We start from the raw sequence: 19,715 nt of genomic DNA, 5'->3' as shown, positions 1-19,715 counted from the left end.
TGACTCTCCAGCGAATAAAAACGAGGCGCAGAGTGTAAAACAGCGCAATGCGATGAATAATCCAGGCAAAAGCAAAACATTATTGCTGTATGGGGACAATCAATGAATGACAACCGTTGGGAAGGTATCGACGAATTTGTCGCGGTCGCCGAATGCAGCCAGTTCACCGCCGCCGCCGAGCGCCTGGGGGTTTCTTCGTCCCATATCAGCCGTCAGGTGGCGCGGCTCGAGGAACGCTTGCAGACTCGCCTGCTGTATCGCAGTACCCGCCGGGTGACCCTGACCGAGGCCGGGCAGACCTTTCTCCAGCATTGCCAACGCTTGCAGGATGGTCGCGAGGAGGCCCTGCGGGCCGTGGGGGACTTGACCAGCGAGCCCAAGGGCATGCTGCGCATGACCTGTGCAGTGGCCTACGGCGAGCGCTTTATCGTGCCGCTGGTTACCCGGTTCATGAGCCTTTATCCGCAGTTGCGAGTGGATATAGAGCTCAGCAACCGCCCCCTGGATCTGGTGCACGAAGGGCTGGACCTGGCGATTCGCTTGGGGCGCCTGCAGGACTCGCGCCTGGTCGCCACTCGCCTGGCCCCACGCCGCATGTACCTATGCGCCTCGCCCTCCTATCTGGAACGTTATGGACGCCCGCACAGCCTGTCGGAATTGAGCCGGCACAACTGCCTGATCGGCAGCTCGGATATCTGGCAGTTGGAAGTCGATGGGCGCGAATTCTCGCAACGGGTGCAGGGTAATTGGCGCTGCAACAGCGGGCAGGCGGTGCTGGACGCGGCCTTGCAAGGGGTGGGGCTGTGCCAGTTGCCGGACTACTACGTCCTGGAGCACCTGCAGAACGGCACGCTGATTTCCTTGCTGGAAGCTCACCAGCCGCCCAACACCGCAGTCTGGGCGCTTTACCCGCAGCAACGGCATCTGTCACCGAAGGTGCGCAAACTGGTGGATTATCTGAAACAAGGCCTGGCGCAGCGCCCGGAATACCGCGATTTGTAGCCGCTGCCGCAGGCTGCGAAAAGGCCCGCAGGGCCTCAAAAATCGTTCGCAGCCTGCACCAGCGGCTACAAGGCGCAGCGCAAGCCAGCAGTCAGCGGCGGTTGGACCAGCGCTGGCGCAACCATTCCAGGTCTTCGGGACGGGTGACCTTGAGGTTATCCGAGCGGCCTTCGATCAGACGCGGCGCCTGGCCGGCCCATTCCATCGCCGAAGCCTCATCAGTGATCGCCACATCGGCTACCAGGCTGTCGGCCAGGGCACGATGCAGGGCACCGAGGCGGAACATCTGCGGTGTGTAGGCTTGCCAGATCAAACTGCGGTCAACGGTTTCCAGCACTCGACCGTGCTTGTCCACACGTTTCAGGGTGTCCCGGGCCGGAACTGCGAGCAGCCCCCCCACAGGGTCATCCACCAACTCACCCAACAGTTTGTCCAGGTCATCCCGGGAAAGATTGGGCCGGGCGGCATCGTGAACCAGCACCCAGTCGTCATCGGCAGCGCCCTGGGCGTGCAGATGGAGCAAGGCATTGAGCACCGAGCCGGAACGCTCAGCACCACCTTCGACCCGCTGGATCCGCGAATCATGGGCGCAAGCCAGGGCCGGCCAGTAAGGATCATCAACCGCCAGGCTGACCACCAGCCCCTTGAGGCCGGGGTGGTCGAGAAAACAGCCCAGGCTGTGTTCAAGAATTGTGCGTCCGCCCAGTTGCAGGTACTGCTTGGGGCGGTCCGCGGCCATGCGGGCCCCAACGCCCGCGGCAGGAATCACGGCCCAGAAGGCCGGCAATACGTCGCTCATTGGGCCAACTGGTAGAGGGTTTCACCCTCCTTGACCATACCCAACTCATGGCGAGCCCGTTCTTCCACGGTCTCCATGCCTTTTTTCAGCTCCATGACTTCCGCATCGAGTACGCGATTTCGTTCCAGCAAACGCTCGTTTTCAGCGTGCTGGTCGGCAATCTGCTGAGTCAGGTCAGCAACCTGGGCCAAGCTGCCGTTCCCCACCCACAGGCGGTACTGCAAGCCAGCCAGCAGCAAGAGCAAGACCAGGAACAACCAATTGGGACTGCGCATCGAATATCGGGTATCCAGTGAAAAAAGACAGCCATGCCAACAACTTCGGACCTACTGATAGCACGAAGCCTGGAAGACCCAGGCTTGTGCTCTTAAGGCATCAGATTAGTGGCAAAAAACTCGCTGTAGCGATTTTCCCGACACAATCCGGTGTCTTTTTACCATCTACTGCTTAGCCGCGAAACTCACCACGACCGTTGTACTTGGCCTTGCCGTTCAATTGCTCTTCGATACGCAGCAATTGGTTGTACTTGGAAACGCGGTCGGAACGGCACAGGGAGCCGGTCTTGATCTGGCCAGCCGAGGTACCCACGGCCAGGTCGGCGATGGTCGAATCTTCGGTTTCACCGGAACGGTGGGAGATCACCGCAGTGTAGCCGGCAGCCTTGGCCATCTGGATGGCTTCCAGGGTTTCGGTCAGGGTGCCGATCTGGTTGAACTTGATCAGGATCGAGTTGGCGATCTTCTTGTCGATGCCTTCTTTCAGGATCTTGGTGTTGGTCACGAACAGGTCGTCGCCGACTAGTTGAACCTTCTCGCCGATCTTGTCGGTAAGGATTTTCCAGCCGGCCCAGTCGGACTCGTCCAGGCCGTCTTCGATGGAGATGATCGGGTAGCGCTGAGTCAGGCCTTTGAGGTACTCGGCGAAACCTTCGGCGGTGAACACCTGGCCTTCGCCGGACAGGTTGTACTTGCCATCTTCATAGAACTCGCTGGCAGCGCAGTCCAGGGCCAGGGTCACGTCGGTGCCCAGGGTGTAACCGGCGTTGGCCACGGCTTCGGAGATCACTTTCAGAGCGTCTTCGTTGGAAGCCAGGTTCGGTGCGAAACCGCCTTCGTCACCCACTGCGGTGTTCAGGCCACGGGCCTTCAGCACGGCTTTGAGGTGATGGAAGATTTCGGTGCCCATGCGCAGGCCTTCCGAGAAGGACTTGGCGCCAACCGGCTGCACCATGAACTCCTGGATGTCGACGTTGTTATCGGCGTGCTCGCCACCGTTGATGATGTTCATCATCGGTACCGGCATCGAGTAGACGCCCGGAGTGCCATTGAGGTTGGCGATGTGGGCGTACAGCGGCAGGTCCTGGTCCTGAGCGGCGGCCTTGGCAGCAGCCAGGGACACGGCAAGGATCGCGTTGGCGCCCAGGGTGGCCTTATTCTCGGTACCGTCGAGCTTGATCATGGCCTGATCCAGGGCCTTCTGATCGATCGGGTCCTTACCCAGCAGCAGGTCGCGGATCGGACCGTTGATGTTGGCTACTGCCTTGAGCACGCCCTTGCCCAGGTAACGGCTCTTGTCGCCATCACGCAGCTCCAGCGCTTCGCGCGAGCCGGTGGAAGCACCGGACGGCGCGCATGCACTGCCGATGATGCCGTTGTCGAGAAGCACGTCCGCTTCGACAGTGGGGTTGCCACGGGAGTCGAGAACTTCACGACCTTTGATGTCGACGATTTTTGCCATTGTTGTAAACACTCCAAAGTTGACGAAAACGACGCAGCTGTAGGAAATCTTTTACCGTCGGCAAGGCGGGGAAAGCGGGCAGTCTTGCAGACGAGAAGGCTCAGGCCGGGGGGCCTGAGCAATAATCGTGCGGTACTTTACCGGAGAAATCGGTTTTACGCGGTTTCTACCGTCGGAAAACTCTTGACCAGCTCGTCCAGGGCCTTGAGCTGGGCCAGGAACGGCTCGAGCTTGTCCAGGCGCAAGGCGCAAGGACCGTCGCACTTGGCGTTGTCCGGATCCGGATGGGCTTCGAGGAACAGCCCGGCAAGAGACTGGCTCATGCCGGCCTTGGCCAGGTCGGTGACCTGGGCCCGGCGACCGCCAGCGGAGTCGGCGCGACCACCCGGCATCTGCAGGGCGTGGGTCACATCGAAGAACACCGGGTATTCGAACTGCTTCATGATGCCGAAGCCGAGCATGTCCACCACCAGGTTGTTGTAGCCGAAGCTGGAACCACGCTCGCAGAGGATCAACTGATCGTTGCCCGCCTCTTCGCACTTGCTCAGGATGTGTTTCATTTCCTGGGGGGCGAGGAACTGGGCCTTCTTGATGTTGATCACCGCGCCGGTCTTGGCCATGGCCACCACCAGGTCGGTCTGCCGTGAAAGGAAGGCCGGCAGCTGGATGATGTCGCAGACTTCGGCGACCACGGCAGCCTGGGCCGGCTCGTGGACGTCGGTGATGATCGGCACGCCAAAGGCCTGCTTCACGTCTTCGAAAATCCGCATGCCTTCTTCCAGGCCCGGGCCACGGTAGGAGGTCACCGACGAACGGTTGGCCTTGTCGAAACTGGCCTTGAACACGTAGGGGATACCGAGCTTCTCGGTGACCCGCACGTATTCTTCACAGACCTGCATCGCCATGTCGCGGCTTTCCAGCACGTTCATGCCGCCGAACAGTACCATCGGCTTGTCGTTGGCGATCTCGATGCTGCCTACGCGGATGATCTTCTGCGCCATCAGGGTCACGCCTTCTTCTGGTGTTGAGCCAATGCTGCTTTGACGAAACCGCTGAACAGTGGGTGACCGTCACGGGGAGTCGAGGTGAACTCGGGGTGGAACTGGCAAGCGACGAACCATGGATGATCCTGGGCCTCGACCACTTCAACCAGCGCGCCGTCACCCGAGCGACCGGAGATCTTCAGGCCAGCCTCGATCAGTTGCGGCAGCAGCTTGTTGTTCACTTCGTAACGGTGACGGTGACGCTCGATGATCACGTCCTTGGCGTAGCAGTCGTGAACCTTGGAGCCCGCTTCCAGCAAGCATTCCTGAGCGCCCAGACGCATGGTGCCGCCCAGGTCGGAAGCTTCGTTACGGACCTCAACGGCACCGGTGGCGTCTTCCCACTCGGTGATCAGGCCGACGACCGGGTGGCCACTGGCGCGATCGAACTCGGTGGAGTTGGCGTCTTTCCAGCCCATGACGTTACGGGCGAACTCGATGACCGCCACTTGCATGCCCAGGCAGATACCCAGGTAGGGCACCTTGTTCTCGCGAGCGTATTGCACCGCGGTGATCTTGCCTTCCACGCCACGCAGGCCGAAACCGCCTGGAACCAGGATCGCGTCGACGCCTTCGAGCAGCGCGGTGCCCTGGTTCTCGATGTCTTCGGAATCGATGTAGCGCAGGTTGACCTTGGTGCGGTTGGTGATGCCGGCGTGACTCATCGCTTCGATCAGCGACTTGTAGGCGTCCAGCAGCTCCATGTACTTGCCGACCATGGCGATGGTGACTTCGTGCTCTGGGTTGAGCTTGGCGTCCACCACCTTTTCCCACTCGGACAGATCAGCACCGTTGCATTGCAGGCCGAAACGCTCGACGACGAAATCGTCCAGGCCCTGGGCATGCAGCACGGCCGGGATCTTGTAGATGGTGTCGACGTCTTCCAGGGAAATCACCGCACGCTCTTCAACGTTGGTGAACAGCGCGATCTTGCGGCGCGAGGACACATCCACCGGATGGTCGGAGCGGCAGATCAGCACGTCCGGCTGCAGGCCGATCGAGCGCAGCTCTTTTACCGAGTGCTGGGTCGGCTTGGTCTTGGTCTCGCCAGCGGTGGCGATGTACGGAACCAGGGTCAGGTGCATCAGCATCGCGCGCTTGGAACCGACTTCCACACGCAGTTGACGGATGGCTTCGAGGAACGGTTGCGACTCGATGTCACCCACGGTACCGCCGATTTCCACCAGGGCCACGTCGGCATCGCCGGCGCCCTTGATGATGCGACGCTTGATCTCGTCGGTGATGTGCGGAATCACCTGGATAGTGGCGCCCAGGTAATCACCACGGCGCTCCTTGCGCAGTACGTGCTCGTAGACACGGCCAGTGGTGAAGTTGTTGTTCTGGGTCATGGTCGTGCGGATGAACCGCTCGTAGTGGCCCAGGTCCAGGTCGGTCTCGGCGCCGTCGTGGGTGACGAACACTTCACCGTGCTGGAACGGGCTCATGGTGCCCGGGTCGACGTTGATGTACGGGTCCAGCTTGAGCATGGTGACCTTAAGCCCCCGCGCCTCCAGGATGGCCGCCAATGAAGCCGAGGCAATGCCTTTCCCCAATGAAGAAACAACACCGCCCGTGACGAATATGTAGCGCGTCATGAAAAACCCTAGAAGTCTGCGTTAAAGCGGTCAGTGCCGCCGGGGAAAGCGAAGGAAGGCCGAAGCCCCCGATCACCTGCATTAATCACAGTGCACCTTTCAAAAAAACCGCCGCGTGGTGACAGACCGGATGCAAAAACACCGGTAGGTTGCTCGCTACACATTTTTTGGAATCGCCCAGCAAAGACTGCTTGGTAATCGGCAACTCCTGCAATTCAGGCGAATCCACAGAAGTTGTATCAAGAAGGGAGCGTAGTCTACCGGAAAGCCCCTTTCAGCTCAAACCTTGATCGCTGGTTGGTGGCAGCCATTGCAATGTCCAGCCGGCCTGGGGGTTTGTCGCAAGTGCCGGCAGGTTCGCCACCGCGAGCAAGCGGTCATCCTGATACAGCAGCGGCAATCTGCCACGGACGAAACCCGGCAACCCATTTTCATTGAGCAAGCGTTTCAAGTCCCGATGGCCGCGCCCGTCCAGGTGCATGATCTCGCCACCCCGGCGATAGCGGATATGCAGCGACCCGGTCGGCACTGGCCCAAGGAACGACACCTGACCGTTGCCCGGCAGATGCAAGGGCTTTTGCGGATCGAGCCACTGCAACCGTCCGTCGACCGGTTGCAGCCAACTGCCGGACAGCCACCAGATTCGCCCTGCCGCACGATGCAACTCGCCATCGGCCAAACGCCACACCGGTCGTCCTTCGGCACCCGCATCTCGCAGGCTGTCCCAGCCACGCCAGTGATCGGTATCCGGCAAACGGCCAAACCGGCTCAACCAATGGCTCAAGGCATTGCGCTGACGCGCGCCGGACAAAGACTGCAAAGGTGCCAGGGCCAGTGAGGGCAGATCCAGCCAGGGCCAGACACTAGCCCCCCGGGCTGCCTCCAGGTCCATGATCGCCAGCTCATCGAGCAGGCCCTGGGCTTCATTCAAGTGCGCGGCGCTGCGGCTCATGCTGAGTGCCGCCTGGGGCCAGCGCGCGGTAATCGCCGGCATGACCTGGTGGCGCAGGTAATTGCGCGAATACTGATGATCGGCGTTGGATGGGTCTTCGACCCAGCTCAACTGATGCTCCGCGGCGTAGCACTGCAGGTCGGCACGTGACACATCAAGCAAGGGTCGCAGCAGGTGCCCGTCGCCCAGCGGCCGCGCTGACGGCATTGCCGACAAGCCCCTGACTCCGGCACCGCGCAGCAGGCGAAACAGCAGCGTTTCCGCCTGGTCGTCACGATGCTGCGCCGTCAGCAGCACTTCACTGCTCGCCGTGAGCCGCGCGAAAGCGCCATAGCGTGCCTCGCGGGCGGCGCGCTCCAGGCTGGCACCGGCTGGCACCTGGACGCGAAGCACCTGCAGCGGCACCCCCAGCGCATCGCAGAACGCCTGACAATGCTCCGGCCAGGCGTCGGCCGCAGCCTGAAGCCCATGATGGATATGCACGGCCGAAAGTGGAGGAAAGCGATGGTGTTGCGCCAGATCGGCGAGCAGATGCAAGAGGACGGTGGAATCCAGACCACCGGAGAACGCCACGCGCCAACGCCTGGAGTCGCGCCAGGGCGCTAGGCTGTGCAGCAGTTTGGCGGCGAGAGCGTTCATGAGGTGTTCAAGACCTGTAGGAGCGGCCAGGTGGCATGCTGCTTGCCCGTATAAACAGCAACGCCGCCATCGAATCGATGGCGGCGCCTGGGTCGCGAACGAGCGTGCCGCTACAAGAGGAGGCAGTGCTCGATCAGAGACCGTAGCTCATCAGGCGGTCATAACGACGGGCCAGCAGGGTGTCGTTATCCATTTCCTTGAGCATTGCCAGTTGCGAGCTCAGTTCGGCACGGATCGAGGCTGCCGCAGCGGCCGGATCACGATGGGCGCCGCCCAACGGCTCGCTGATGACTTTGTCGACAATGCCCAGGCCTTTCAGACGCTCGGCGGTAATGCCCATGGCTTCGGCGGCATCGGCAGCCTTTTCCGAGGTTTTCCACAGGATCGAGGCGCAGCCTTCCGGCGAAATCACCGCGTAGGTGGAGTACTGCAGCATGTTCAGTTGGTCGCAAACGCCAATAGCCAAGGCACCGCCGGAACCACCCTCGCCAATCACGGTGGCGATGATCGGGGTCTTCAGGCGCGCCATGACCCGCAGGTTCCAGGCAATGGCTTCGCTCTGGTTGCGCTCTTCAGCGTCGATGCCCGGGTAGGCGCCCGGCGTGTCGATGAAGGTCAGGATCGGCATCTTGAAGCGTTCGGCCATTTCCATCAGGCGGCAGGCCTTGCGGTAGCCTTCCGGACGCGGCATGCCGAAGTTGCGGCGGACCTTCTCCCGTACTTCACGGCCTTTCTGGTGCCCGATGATCATCACCGGCTGCTCGTCCAGGCGAGCAACGCCACCCACGATGGCCGCATCGTCGGAGAAATGGCGATCGCCATGCAGCTCGTCGAACTCGGTGAAGATGTGCTGGATGTAGTCCAGGGTGTACGGGCGACGCGGGTGCCGCGCCAGACGTGCGATCTGCCAGCTGGTGAGCTTGCCGAAGATGTCCTCGGTCAGGGTGTTGCTCTTGTCCTGCAGGCGGGAAATCTCATCGCCGATATTCAGCGAATTGTCATTACCGACCAAGCGCAACTCTTCGATCTTGGCTTGCAGGTCGGCGATCGGCTGTTCGAAATCAAGAAAATTCGGGTTCATAGGCGTCCGTCTGGGCTCGACGTCCAAGGGAGCTTGGGCCGGCCGGTTGTCTATTCGCGCCCTACCTTAAGGGACGGACGCGTTGAGGTCGAGATTAAAAATTCAAGTGACGATGAGGCGCAATGATGGCACCTCACCGTCAACGGTATTGGAGGAAGACGTTGTCTCGCCCGAACTGGTCACGCAGGGCTTGAATCAAGCTGTCCGCCGGATCGATCCGCCAGTTCTCGCCAAACTGCAGCAGGGCCTTGGCGTCATCCCGGGTGTACTCCATGGTGATCGGGCATGCGCCGCGGTGACGCTTGAACAGATCACCCAGCCAGCGTAGCTGATCGCCCTTCAGGGCATCGCTGTGGACTTTCAGGCGCAGGCTTTCCGCCAGGTTGGTCCGCGCATCCTCCATGCTCATCACCCGCTTGACCCGCAGGCGCAGGCCGCCGGAGAAGTCGTCGTTGCTGACCTCGCCCTCCACCACCACCATGGCGTCGGTCTGCAGCAGTGACTGCGCCGAGTGGAACGCATCGGCAAACAGCGAGGCCTCAATCCGCCCCGAGCGGTCGTCGAGGGTGATGAAGCCCATCTTGTCGCCTTTTTTGTTCTTCATCACCCGCAGGGCGATGATCATGCCGGCCACGGTCTGGGTATCCCGGGCCGGCTTCAGGTCGATGATGCGCTGGCGGGCGAAACGACGGATCTCGCCTTCATACTCGTCGATCGGGTGCCCGGTCAGGTACAGCCCCAGGGTATCTTTCTCGCCTTTCAGGCGTTCCTTGAGGGTCAGTTCCTTGGCCTTGCGATGGTTGGCGTAGACATCCGCATCCTCATCGACGAAGACCCCGCCGAACAGGTCGGCGTGACCACTGTCGTGGGTACGAGCGGTCTGCTCCGCGGCCTTGATCGCCTCTTCCATGGCCGCCAGCAGCACGGCGCGGTTCTGGTCGATATTGGCCTGGTAGGCCTTGGGCTCATCGAAGAAGTGCGGCCCCAGGCGGTCCAGGGCGCCGCTTCGAATCAAGCCGTCCAGGGTCCGCTTGTTGATGCGCTTGAGGTCGACCCTGGCGCAGAAATCGAACAGATCCTTGAAAGGCCCTGCCTCGCGGGCTTCGGTGATGGCTTCCACCGGCCCCTCGCCGACGCCCTTGATCGCCCCCAGGCCATAGACGATGCGACCTTCGTCGTTCACCGTGAACTTGAACTCGGAGGTGTTCACGTCCGGCGCGTCGAGGCGCAGCTTCATGATCCGCACTTCCTCGATCAAGGTCACGACCTTGTCGGTGTTGTGCATATCCGCGGAGAGTACCGCCGCCATGAACGGCGCCGGGTAGTGCGCCTTGAGCCAGGCGGTCTGGTACGACACCAGGCCGTAGGCGGCGGAGTGGGATTTGTTGAAGCCGTAGCCGGCGAACTTTTCCACCAGGTCGAAGATGTTGCCCGCCAGGTCCGCATCGATGTTGTTGCTGGCGCAACCTTCAATGAAGCCGCCCCGCTGCTTGGCCATCTCCTCGGGCTTTTTCTTACCCATGGCTCGACGCAGCATGTCCGCACCGCCCAGGGTGTAGCCGGCCATGACCTGGGCGATCTGCATCACCTGTTCCTGGTACAGGATGATGCCGTAGGTCGGCGCCAGTACTGGCTGCAGGCCGTCGTACTGATAGTCCGGGTGCGGGTAGGCCAGCTCGGCGCGGCCGTGCTTGCGGTTGATGAAGTCATCCACCATGCCCGATTGCAGCGGCCCCGGACGGAACAAGGCCACCAGTGCGATCAGGTCTTCCAGGCAGTCGGGCTTGAGCTTCTTGATCAGCTCCTTCATGCCCCGGGATTCAAGCTGGAACACCGCGGTGGTTTCAGCTTTCTGCAACAGGCTGTAGGTCGGCTTGTCGTCCAGCGGGATAAAGGCGATATCCAGCGGTTCCTCGCCGACCTTGGCGCGGTCGCGGTTGATGGTTTTCAGCGCCCAGTCGATGATGGTCAGGGTCCGCAGACCGAGGAAGTCGAACTTCACCAGGCCGGCCGCCTCGACGTCATCCTTGTCGAACTGGGTCACCAGGCCGCCGCCTTCTTCGTCGCAGTAGATCGGCGAGAAGTCGGTAAGCTTGGTCGGCGCAATCACCACGCCCCCGGCGTGCTTGCCGACGTTACGCACCACGCCCTCGAGCTTGCGCGCCATCTCCCAGATTTCCGCCGCCTCTTCATCGACCTTGATGAAGTCCCGCAGGATCTCCTCCTGCTCGTAGGCTTTTTCCAGGGTCATGCCGACTTCGAAGGGGATCATCTTCGACAGACGGTCGGCCAGGCCGTAAGACTTGCCCTGGACCCGCGCCACGTCACGCACCACCGCCTTGGCCGCCATGGAACCGAAGGTGATGATCTGGCTCACCGCGTTGCGGCCGTATTTCTCGGCCACGTAGTCGATCACCCGGTCGCGGCCGTCCATGCAGAAGTCGACGTCGAAGTCGGGCATGGAGACCCGTTCCGGGTTAAGGAAACGTTCGAACAGCAGGTCGTATTCCAGCGGGTCGAGGTCGGTGATCTTCTGCACATAGGCCACCAGGGAACCGGCACCCGACCCCCGGCCCGGGCCTACCGGTACGCCGTTGTTCTTGGCCCACTGGATAAAGTCCATAACGATCAGGAAGTAACCGGGGAAGCCCATCTGGATGATGATATCCAGTTCGAAATTCAACCGGTCGACGTAGACCTGACGCTTGGCCTCGTAGTCCTCGGTGGTGTCCTTGGGCAGCAGCACGCTGAGGCGCTCTTCCAGGCCGTCGAAGGAAACCTTGCGGAAGTACTCATCGATGGTCATGCCATCGGGAATCGGGTAGTCAGGCAAGAAGTGCTTGCCCAGCTTGACCTCGATGTTGCAGCGCTTGGCGATTTCGACAGTGTTTTCCAAGGCCTCAGGCAGGTCGCTGAACAGCTCGGCCATTTCCTCGGCACTTTTCAGGTACTGCTGATCGCTGTAGTTCTTTGAGCGCCGCGGATCGTCCAGGGCCCGGCCTTCACCGATGCAAACCCGGGTTTCGTGGGCTTCGAAGTCTTCCTGCTTGATGAAACGCACATCGTTGGTGGCCACCAGCGGCGCGCCGATCTTGTCGGCCAGGGCCACCGCGGCGTGCAATTGCTCTTCGTCGTTGGGGCGGTTGGTACGCTGTACTTCCAGGTAGAAGCGCTCGGGGAATACCGCCATCCACTCCCGGGCCAGGGTCTCGGCAACCTCGAGATCGCCGGCGATGAGGGCCATGCCGATCTCGCCCTCCTTGGCCGCCGAGAGCATGATCAGGCCTTCCGCGGCCTCCGCCACCCACTCACGCTCGATGATGATCTGGCCGTTGCGCTGGCCATCGATGAAGCCGCGGGAAATCAGCTCGGTCAGGTTGCGGTAACCCACGGCGTTCATCACCAGCAGGCTGATGCGGCTCAGGGGGTTATCCGGGTCCTTGTTCGACAGCCACAGGTCGGCGCCGCAGATCGGCTTGATCCCCGCGCCCATGCTGGTTTTATAGAACTTGACCAGGGAACACATGTTGTTCTGGTCGGTGACCGCCACCGCCGGCATGCCCATGCCGGCCAGCGCCTTGACCAGCGGCTTGATCCGCACCAGACCGTCGACCAGGGAATATTCAGTGTGCAGGCGCAGGTGAACGAATGAAGCCGGCATAGTGATCCTGTAATAAGCGCGAAAACAACAAGGCCCGGATTGTACCGGGCCTCGACTAAAACATCAGCCTCAGGACTGAATCTCGCCCAGCGCCTCGCGGGCTTCGTAGGCTTGCCGCACCGGAGCGAAAGAGCGCCGGTGAATCGGCGTCGGCCCCAGGCGGGCCAGGGCTTCCAGATGCACCGGGGTCGGGTAGCCCTTGTGGCCACCGATGCCATAACCCGGGTAGATCAGCTCGAAAGCGGCCATTTCGCGGTCACGGCTGACCTTGGCCAGGATCGATGCCGCGGCAATCGCCGGAACCTTGCTGTCGCCCTTGACTACAGCTTCAGCCGGCATCGCCAGCTTCGGGCAACGGTTGCCATCGATCATCGCCAGTTTCGGGGTCACACTCAGCCCCTCCACGGCGCGCTGCATGGCCAGCATGGTGGCATGGAGGATGTTCAGCTCGTCGATTTCCTCGACCTCAGCCCGAGCGATGCACCAGCTCAGGGCTTTTTCGCAGATTTCGTCGAACAGCTTCTCGCGCCGGGCTTCGGTGAGCTTCTTCGAATCGTTGAGGCCGAGAATCGGTCGCTTCGGGTCAAGAATCACTGCCGCGGTGACCACTGCCCCACACAAAGGGCCACGACCGACCTCATCGACCCCGGCCACCAGGTCCTCGGCATCCGCCACCAGGGTGAAATCCAGGCCCATTTGCATTTTCGGGTTACTCACAGTCATTTGCCGATCAGCCCAAGCACGGCTTGCGCGGCCTGGTTGGATGCGTCGCGACGCAAGGTTCGGTGGATCTCGTCAAAGCCGCGAGTCTGCTCTTGGCCACCTTCGATCAGCGGCGACAAGGTCTGGGCCAGGGCATCGGCCGTGGCATCGTCCTGCAGCAGCTCAGGCACCAGGAGGCGCTGGGCCAGCAGGTTCGGCAGGGAAATGTACGGGCTCTTGACCATGCGCTTGAGAATCCAGAAGGTCAGCGGCGCCAGGCGATAAGCCACGACCATCGGGCGCTTGTAGAGCAAGGCTTCCAGGGTCGCGGTACCGGAGGCGATCAACACCGCATCGCAAGCAGCCAGGGCCTTGTGGGACTGGCCATCGAGCAACGTCAGTGGCAGATCACGATTGGCCAGCAACTGCTCCAGCTGTACCCGCCGCTCCGGGCTGGCGCAAGGCATGATGAAACGCACGCCGGGGCGCATGGCCCGCAGGCGCTGAGCGGCATCGAGGAACAAGGCGCCCAGGCGCCCTACTTCGCCACCGCGACTACCGGGCATCAAGGCCACCAACGGCCCGTCCGGCAACCCCAGCTCCGCGCGTGCAGCGGCCCGGTCGGCCTCCAGCGGAATGGCATCGGCCAGAGAGTGACCGACGAACTTCACCGGTACCCCCTTCTCTTCATAGAAGCGGGCTTCGAAGGGGAACAGGGTCAGCATCAGGTCGCAGCCTTCGCGGATCTTCAGCACCCGCTTCTGCCGCCAGGCCCAGACCGAAGGACTGACGTAGTGCACGGTCTTGATCCCGGCCTGACGCAGCTTGAGTTCGATATTCAGGGTGAAATCCGGGGCATCGATACCGATGAACACATCCGGTTTTTCAGCAATCAGGGTCTGGATCAGCTTCTTGCGTCGAGCCAGCAGCTCACGCAGGCGCCCAAGCACCTCTACCAGCCCCATGACCGCCAGGCGCTCCATGGGGAAGTAGGAAACAAGGCCTTCGGCCTCCATCAGCGGACCACCGACCCCTATGAATTCGACAGCCGGGTGCTGAGCCTTGAGAGCTCGCATCAAACCGGCGCCGAGAATGTCGCCGGAGGCTTCGCCAGCCACCAGCGCAATACGCAGAGTGCTCATGATTAACGGGTGATGCCGCGAGTCGAGGACTGGATCGAGTCACGAAAGACTGCGACTTCAGGGAACTGTGCAGCCGGCTCGGCCAGCTCGGCCAAGGCCTGATCAACCGTCAACCCTTGGCGATAGACCGTCTTATAGGCACGACGCAGCGCGTGGATCGCATCTTCGCTGAAGCCGCGGCGGCGCATGCCTTCGAAGTTCATGCTGCGGGCTTCGGCGGGGTTGCCGAATACGGTGACGAATGCCGGCACGTCCTTGCCGATCGCGGTGCCCATGCCGGAAAAGCTGTGGGCGCCGATATGGCAATACTGATGCACCAGGGTGAAACCGGAGAGAATCGCCCAGTCATCCACATGCACATGGCCGGCCAAGGCGGTGTTGTTGACCAGGATGCAGTGGTTGCCAATAACGCTGTCATGGCCGATGTGGGCATAGGCCATGACCAGGTTGTGATCACCCAGAGTGGTTTCGGAACGATCCTGGACGGTGCCACGGTGAATGGTCACGCCTTCGCGGATCACGTTGTGGTCACCGATCACCAGGCGGGTTTCCTCGCCCTTGTATTTCAGATCAGGCGTGTCCTCACCTACCGACGAAAACTGGTAGATGCGGTTGTGCTTACCGATCCGGGTAGGGCCCTTGAGAATCACATGGGGCCCGATCACTGTACCCTCGCCGATTTCCACACCAGCGCCGACGATCGACCACGGGCCAACCTCAACGTCGTCGGCCAGGACGGCCGTCGGATCGATGATTGCGCGAGGGTCAATCAAACTCATAGTTTGCGTTCCGCACAGATGATCTCGGCAGAGCACACCGGCTTGCCGTCGACCGAAGCCTGGCATTCGAACTTCCAGATCTGGCGCTTGCAGCTGATGAACTTGGCTTCAAGGATCAACTGGTCACCCGGCAGCACCGGCTGGCGGAAGCGCAGCTTGTCGGAACCGACGAAGTAATAGAGGGTGCCGTCGGCGGGCTTCACGTCGAGCATCTTGAAACCGAGAATGCCCGCAGCCTGAGCCATGGCCTCGATGATCAGCACGCCCGGCATGATCGGGTGCGCAGGAAAGTGACCATTGAAGAACGGTTCGTTGATGCTGACATTCTTGTAGGCACGAATGCACTTGCCTTCAACATCCAGGTCCACTACCCGATCCACCAACAGGAAAGGGTAACGGTGAGGCAAGTATTCGCGAATCTCGTTGATGTCCATCATTTCGGGGGGAAGCCTGTAGTAAAGAGTGGGAGCGCGCGACTAACGCACGCTCCTCTAGCAAATCAAGGAGGCAGTCTAGCGGCTGTGCACACTTGATATGGAAATGGTATCAGCCATCAGATGAAGCATTGCCGTCGGGGGTCACGTCCCCAACGCGCTTTTCCAATTGACGCAAGCGCCGTGCAAGGTCATCCAACTGGCGGATGCGTGCCGCGCTTTTGCGCCACTCGGCAGCAGGCTGCATGGCCGTACCGGAAGAGTAGGCCCCCGGCTCGGTAATCGAGTGGGTCACCATGGTCATCCCGGTGAGGAATACGTTGTCGCAAATATCGATATGCCCAACCAGGCCAACGCCACCGGCGAGCATACAGTGCTTGCCGATCTTGGTACTGCCGGAGATCCCCACACAAGCAGCCATGGCGGTGTGATCACCAACCTGGACGTTGTGGGCGATCTGGATCTGGTTGTCCAGCTTCACGCCATTGCCAATGACGGTATCGGCCAGGGCACCGCGATCGATCGCCGTGTTGACGCCGATTTCTACATCGTCACCGATGGTCACGCCGCCAATCTGGGCGATTTTCTGCCAGACGCCTTTTTCATTGGCAAAACCAAAACCTTCACCCCCCAGCACAGCCCCCGACTGAATGACCACACGCTTGCCGATACGCACGTCGTGATACAGGGTCACCCGTGGTGCCAACCAGCCACCTTCGCCGATTTCGCAGCGGGCGCCGATAAAGCAGTGAGCGCCAATGGTCACACCGGCAGCAATCCGCGCACCGCTCTCGATCACGGCAAAGGGGCCAATGCTGGCCGCAGGATCTACCTGCGCATCAGCGGCAATCACCGCAGAAGGATGAATACCTGCCTGTGCCTTTGGCTTGGGATCGAACAAATGGGAAATGCGCGCATAGGCCAGGTAGGGATCGGCCACGACCAGTGCGTCACCGGCATAAGTTTCGGCATCCGCGGCCTTCAACAGCACCGCGCCGGCCTGGCAGTCCACCAGGTACTTGCGGTACTGGGGATTTGCCAAAAAGCTCAACTGAGATGGGCCAGCCTCCTGCAAGGTGGCTAGCCCAGTGATTTCCTTCTCCGCGTCGCCACTCAAGGTGGCGCCGAGGAACTCGGCCAACTGGCCGAGTTTTATGATCGCAGTCATGGCTTACTTCAGCTGATTCATACGCTCGATAACCTGGCGAGTGATGTCGTACTGAGGTTTGACATCAATCACTGCGCCACGCTCGAAGACCAGGTCGAAACCGCCTTTCTTGATGACTTCTTCCACAGCGCTGTCCAGCTTCGGCTTCAGTTGCTTGAGCATTTCGCGGTCGGCAACGGCCTTGGCTTCGTTCAGCTCCTTGGACTGGAACTGGAAGTCACGGGCCTTTTGCTTGAACTCGAGCTCCAGGCGTTCACGCTCGCCCTGCTGCATCTTGTCGCCACCGGCAACCAGTCGATCCTGGATGCCTTTGGCGCTGCTTTCCAGAGTCTTCAGCTTGGTCAACTGAGGGCCGAACTTTTTCTCGGCATCCACGGCGTACTTCTTGGCCGCGTCGGATTCCAGCAGGGCCATCTGATAGTTCAGGACGGCGATTTTCATTTCGGCAAACGCCGGGCTCGCGACCAGAACGGTGGCCAGGAGAACCAATTGAGTCAACTTACGCACGATGCACTCCTACAAAATCCATTGTCGTTATCTTGGATCAGGCTGTTAGAAAGTCTGACCGAGAGAGAATTGGAACACCTGGGTTTCAGCGTTATCCGGTTTCTTCACTGGCATTGCCAGGGCAAAGCTCAACGGGCCCAGAGCGGTGACCCAAGTCACACCGACACCAACCGAACTGGCCAGATTGCTCAGGCTGATATCGTTGCACTGCGTTTTCACGTTCGACGCCGCAATGGTGTTGGACGTGCTTTCACAGCGAGAGTTGAAGACGTTACCCACATCCCAGAACAAGGAAGTACGCAGCGAGCGCTGATCCTTGACGAAAGGCAGCGGGAACAGCAACTCGGCACCACCCTGGATCAATACGTTACCGCCGAATGGCAGTGGATCCTGGTCCGGGTCGGCAGCCGTACCGACGTTACCGGTTACACCAACGCCACGACTAGGAGTACTGCGTGGGCCCAGAGTGCTGTCCTTGAAGCCACGTACCGAGTTGAAGCCACCAGCATAGTAGTTCTCGTAGAACGGCAAGCCCTTGGTATCACCAAAGCCGTCGCCATAACCCAGCTCGGTATGGAAGCGCATGGTGTAGTTCTCACTCAACGGCGTGAACAACTGGCCACGGTAGTCGAGTTTGAAGAACGACAGGTCGCTGCCCGGGGTAGTGGTTTCCAGCACCAGGCTTTGCGAATGACCACGGGTCGCCAATACGCCTTTGTTCAGGGTCGATTCGGACCAGCCGGCCGAGGCCTTGAAGTTCAGGTAGCTGTCGCCCTGCTTGTTCACGAAGTCGAAGATTTCGTCGACGGTGTACAGGCCGGTCTTGATCTTGTCCTGCTGCGCAGTCAGGCCGAAGGTCAGACGCGAAGTCTCGCTGATCGGGTAGCCCACGCTGACGCCGGCACCCAGGCTGTCCACCGCATAGCTGGCCACGTCGACGTCGAGGTCTTTGTAGTCAGTGGTGCGATAGAAGGCGTTGTAGCCCAGGCTCACGCCATCGGCGGTCCAGTAGGGGTCTACGTAGCCGAAGTTGTAGCGGCTCTGGTATTCGCTGCGGGTCAGGCCGATGCTGACCTTGTTACCGGTACCCAGGAAGTTGTTCTGGGTGATCGAACCACCGAGGATCAGACCCGCGCTCTGGGCGAAGCCGACGCTGGCGGTGATCGAACCGGATGCTTGTTCTTCAACCGCGTAGTTCACGTCAACCTGGTCATCCACACCCGGCACGGCCGGGGTCTCGACGTTGACTTCCTTGAAGAAGCCCAGGCGCTCAAGACGAGTCTTGGACTGGTCGATCAGGTAGGTCGAAGCCCAGCCGCCTTCCATCTGACGCATCTCGCGACGCAGCACTTCGTCCTCGGACTTGGTGTTGCCACGGAAGTTGATGCGGTTGACATAGGCACGCTTGCCCGGGTCCACCACAAAGGTGATGTCCACGGTGTGGTCTTCATCGTGAGGCTGAGGCACGCCGTTGACGTTGGCGAAGGTATAACCCTCGTTGCCCAGGCGGCGAGTGATGAGTTCGGAAGTGGTGGTCATCAGCTTGCGCGAGAACACCTGGCCTTTTTCCACCAGCAGCAGCGCCTTGACCTGGTCTTCAGGGACTTTCAGGTCACCGCTGAGCTTCACGTCACGAACGCTGTACTTCTCGCCTTCGTTGATGTTGACGGTGATGTAGACATGCTTCTTGTCCGGGGTGATGGACACCTGGGTCGAGGCGATATCCATGTTGATATAGCCGCGGTCCAGGTAGTAGGAACGCAGGCGCTCCAGGTCACCGGAGAGTTTTTCACGGGCGTACTTGTCGTCGTTCTTGAAGAACGACAGCCAGTTGGTGGTCTTGAGTTCGAACAGGCCGATCAGGTCTTCATCGGGGAAGACGGTGTTGCCTACCACGTTGATGTGCTGGATGGCTGCGACTGTGCCTTCGTTGATCTTGACCTTCAGGCCAACCCGGTTACGTGGCTGCGGCACGACTTCGGTTTCAACGCTGGCCGAGTAACGACCCTGAGCGACATATTGACGCTGCAGCTCGTTGCGCACGCCTTCGAGGGTCGCGCGCTGGAAGATTTCACCTTCCGCCAGACCGGACTGCTTGAGCCCTTTCATCAGGTCTTCAGTAGAGATCGCCTTGTTGCCTTCGATCTCGATACTGGCAACCGACGGACGTTCGACTACCGTGATGACCAGGACGTTGCCATCGCGGCCCAGCTGGATGTCTTGAAAGAAACCGGTTTTGAACAGCGCACGAGTGGATTCCACCAGGCGACGGTCGTCCGCCTGCTCGCCGACGTTCAACGGCAAGGCACCAAAGACGCTACCCGCGGAAACGCGCTGGAGGCCGTTGACGCGGATATCGGAGATAGTGAAGGACTCGGCGTGAACTTCGGCGATCATCAATACGGTGAGAACCGCAGTTAGCAGCAGACGTTTCATGAAGTCCTTTCTTATTCCAACTGGCAATAAACAAACTG

16 protein-coding genes are annotated in these 19,715 nt (G+C 60.7%); 1 reads left to right on the top strand and 15 read right to left on the bottom strand.

Translation table 11 applies throughout. From position 1 onward, the window contains the following. The first annotated feature begins 102 nt into the window (after positions 1-102). On the top strand, positions 103-1,002 hold the full coding sequence (locus tag KCG88_RS14445) for a LysR substrate-binding domain-containing protein (protein ID WP_047284122.1): 900 nt from the start codon (positions 103-105) through the stop codon (positions 1,000-1,002). Between the two features lie 91 nt (positions 1,003-1,093). Here KCG88_RS14445 and ispD read toward each other — a convergent pair whose 3' ends face one another. The 15 genes from ispD to bamA all read right to left on the bottom strand — a co-directional run bounded on the left by ispD (position 1,094) and on the right by bamA (position 19,677). Then, on the bottom strand, positions 1,094-1,801 hold the full coding sequence (gene ispD, locus KCG88_RS14440) for a 2-C-methyl-D-erythritol 4-phosphate cytidylyltransferase (RefSeq protein ID WP_019093200.1): 708 nt from the start codon (positions 1,799-1,801) through the stop codon (positions 1,094-1,096). Beyond that, positions 1,798-2,076, bottom strand: a complete 279-nt coding sequence (gene ftsB / locus KCG88_RS14435) for a cell division protein FtsB (RefSeq protein ID WP_011059544.1) — start codon at positions 2,074-2,076, stop codon at positions 1,798-1,800. Before ftsB ends, ispD begins: the two co-directional genes overlap by 4 nt. A 172-nt stretch (positions 2,077-2,248) precedes the next feature. Further along, positions 2,249-3,538, bottom strand: coding sequence for a phosphopyruvate hydratase (eno, locus tag KCG88_RS14430; protein WP_011059543.1), 1,290 nt, complete (start codon positions 3,536-3,538; stop codon positions 2,249-2,251). 155 nt (positions 3,539-3,693) lie between these two features. Continuing rightward, positions 3,694-4,539, bottom strand: a complete 846-nt coding sequence (gene kdsA / locus KCG88_RS14425) for a 3-deoxy-8-phosphooctulonate synthase (protein ID WP_047335857.1) — start codon at positions 4,537-4,539, stop codon at positions 3,694-3,696. 5 nt (positions 4,540-4,544) lie between these two features. Next, positions 4,545-6,176: a CTP synthase gene (locus KCG88_RS14420; protein WP_047284121.1), complete on the bottom strand. Its 1,632-nt coding sequence runs from the start codon at positions 6,174-6,176 to the stop codon at positions 4,545-4,547. A gap of 274 nt (positions 6,177-6,450) precedes the next feature. Further along, positions 6,451-7,767, bottom strand: coding sequence for a tRNA lysidine(34) synthetase TilS (gene tilS / locus KCG88_RS14415; protein ID WP_047284120.1), 1,317 nt, complete (start codon positions 7,765-7,767; stop codon positions 6,451-6,453). 133 nt (positions 7,768-7,900) lie between these two features. Beyond that, positions 7,901-8,848: an acetyl-CoA carboxylase carboxyltransferase subunit alpha gene (locus KCG88_RS14410; protein WP_016964689.1), complete on the bottom strand. Its 948-nt coding sequence runs from the start codon at positions 8,846-8,848 to the stop codon at positions 7,901-7,903. Between the two features lie 139 nt (positions 8,849-8,987). Beyond that, positions 8,988-12,509, bottom strand: coding sequence for a DNA polymerase III subunit alpha (dnaE, locus tag KCG88_RS14405; RefSeq protein ID WP_047284119.1), 3,522 nt, complete (start codon positions 12,507-12,509; stop codon positions 8,988-8,990). A gap of 69 nt (positions 12,510-12,578) precedes the next feature. Then, positions 12,579-13,211 (bottom strand): ribonuclease HII, encoded by a 633-nt coding sequence (gene rnhB, locus KCG88_RS14400; RefSeq protein WP_080774169.1) that lies wholly within the window; start codon positions 13,209-13,211, stop codon positions 12,579-12,581. A 17-nt stretch (positions 13,212-13,228) separates the two neighbouring features. Continuing rightward, entirely contained in the window at positions 13,229-14,356 is a 1,128-nt protein-coding gene (gene lpxB / locus KCG88_RS14395) for a lipid-A-disaccharide synthase (RefSeq protein ID WP_199521936.1), read from the bottom strand. After that, entirely contained in the window at positions 14,356-15,132 is a 777-nt protein-coding gene (lpxA, locus tag KCG88_RS14390; protein WP_011059535.1) for an acyl-ACP--UDP-N-acetylglucosamine O-acyltransferase, read from the bottom strand. The genes lpxB and lpxA overlap by 1 nt, the downstream gene beginning before the upstream one ends. Beyond that, on the bottom strand, positions 15,129-15,569 hold the full coding sequence (gene fabZ, locus KCG88_RS14385; protein WP_007924058.1) for a 3-hydroxyacyl-ACP dehydratase FabZ: 441 nt from the start codon (positions 15,567-15,569) through the stop codon (positions 15,129-15,131). The genes lpxA and fabZ overlap by 4 nt, the downstream gene beginning before the upstream one ends. 109 nt (positions 15,570-15,678) lie before the next feature. Continuing rightward, the gene (gene lpxD / locus KCG88_RS14380) at positions 15,679-16,734 is read right to left on the bottom strand and encodes a UDP-3-O-(3-hydroxymyristoyl)glucosamine N-acyltransferase (protein ID WP_047284116.1); all 1,056 of its coding nucleotides are present in this window, start codon (positions 16,732-16,734) and stop codon (positions 15,679-15,681) included. Between the two features lie 3 nt (positions 16,735-16,737). Continuing rightward, the gene (locus tag KCG88_RS14375) at positions 16,738-17,241 is read right to left on the bottom strand and encodes an OmpH family outer membrane protein (RefSeq protein ID WP_011059533.1); all 504 of its coding nucleotides are present in this window, start codon (positions 17,239-17,241) and stop codon (positions 16,738-16,740) included. 45 nt (positions 17,242-17,286) lie between these two features. Further along, entirely contained in the window at positions 17,287-19,677 is a 2,391-nt protein-coding gene (gene bamA, locus KCG88_RS14370; protein WP_047284115.1) for an outer membrane protein assembly factor BamA, read from the bottom strand. Between the last annotated feature and the right edge of the window lie 38 nt (positions 19,678-19,715).

It is taken from the genome of Pseudomonas sp. MWU349 (assembly GCF_017947325.1).
In the GTDB taxonomy this organism is placed as follows: Bacteria; Pseudomonadota; Gammaproteobacteria; order Pseudomonadales; family Pseudomonadaceae; genus Aquipseudomonas; species Aquipseudomonas protegens.
The sequence above is the reverse complement of the archived record's forward strand: the minus strand, read 5'-3'. Positions and strand labels throughout refer to the sequence as shown.

What these genes read in the sequence shown, in the direction of transcription:
- tilS (WP_047284120.1), bottom strand. Translation starts at nt 7,767, where the DNA reads ATGAACGCTCTCGCCGCCAAACTGCTGCACAGCCTAGCGCCCTGGCGC.
- lpxA (WP_011059535.1), bottom strand. Translation starts at nt 15,132, where the DNA reads ATGAGTTTGATTGACCCTCGCGCAATCATCGATCCGACGGCCGTCCTG.
- dnaE (WP_047284119.1), bottom strand. Translation starts at nt 12,509, where the DNA reads ATGCCGGCTTCATTCGTTCACCTGCGCCTGCACACTGAATATTCCCTG.
- kdsA (WP_047335857.1), bottom strand. Translation starts at nt 4,539, where the DNA reads ATGGCGCAGAAGATCATCCGCGTAGGCAGCATCGAGATCGCCAACGAC.
- ftsB (WP_011059544.1), bottom strand. Translation starts at nt 2,076, where the DNA reads ATGCGCAGTCCCAATTGGTTGTTCCTGGTCTTGCTCTTGCTGCTGGCT.
- KCG88_RS14445 (WP_047284122.1), top strand. Translation starts at nt 103, where the DNA reads ATGAATGACAACCGTTGGGAAGGTATCGACGAATTTGTCGCGGTCGCC.
- ispD (WP_019093200.1), bottom strand. Translation starts at nt 1,801, where the DNA reads ATGAGCGACGTATTGCCGGCCTTCTGGGCCGTGATTCCTGCCGCGGGC.
- rnhB (WP_080774169.1), bottom strand. Translation starts at nt 13,211, where the DNA reads ATGCAAATGGGCCTGGATTTCACCCTGGTGGCGGATGCCGAGGACCTG.
- KCG88_RS14420 (WP_047284121.1), bottom strand. Translation starts at nt 6,176, where the DNA reads ATGACGCGCTACATATTCGTCACGGGCGGTGTTGTTTCTTCATTGGGG.
- bamA (WP_047284115.1), bottom strand. Translation starts at nt 19,677, where the DNA reads ATGAAACGTCTGCTGCTAACTGCGGTTCTCACCGTATTGATGATCGCC.
- fabZ (WP_007924058.1), bottom strand. Translation starts at nt 15,569, where the DNA reads ATGATGGACATCAACGAGATTCGCGAATACTTGCCTCACCGTTACCCT.
- eno (WP_011059543.1), bottom strand. Translation starts at nt 3,538, where the DNA reads ATGGCAAAAATCGTCGACATCAAAGGTCGTGAAGTTCTCGACTCCCGT.
- KCG88_RS14410 (WP_016964689.1), bottom strand. Translation starts at nt 8,848, where the DNA reads ATGAACCCGAATTTTCTTGATTTCGAACAGCCGATCGCCGACCTGCAA.
- lpxD (WP_047284116.1), bottom strand. Translation starts at nt 16,734, where the DNA reads ATGACTGCGATCATAAAACTCGGCCAGTTGGCCGAGTTCCTCGGCGCC.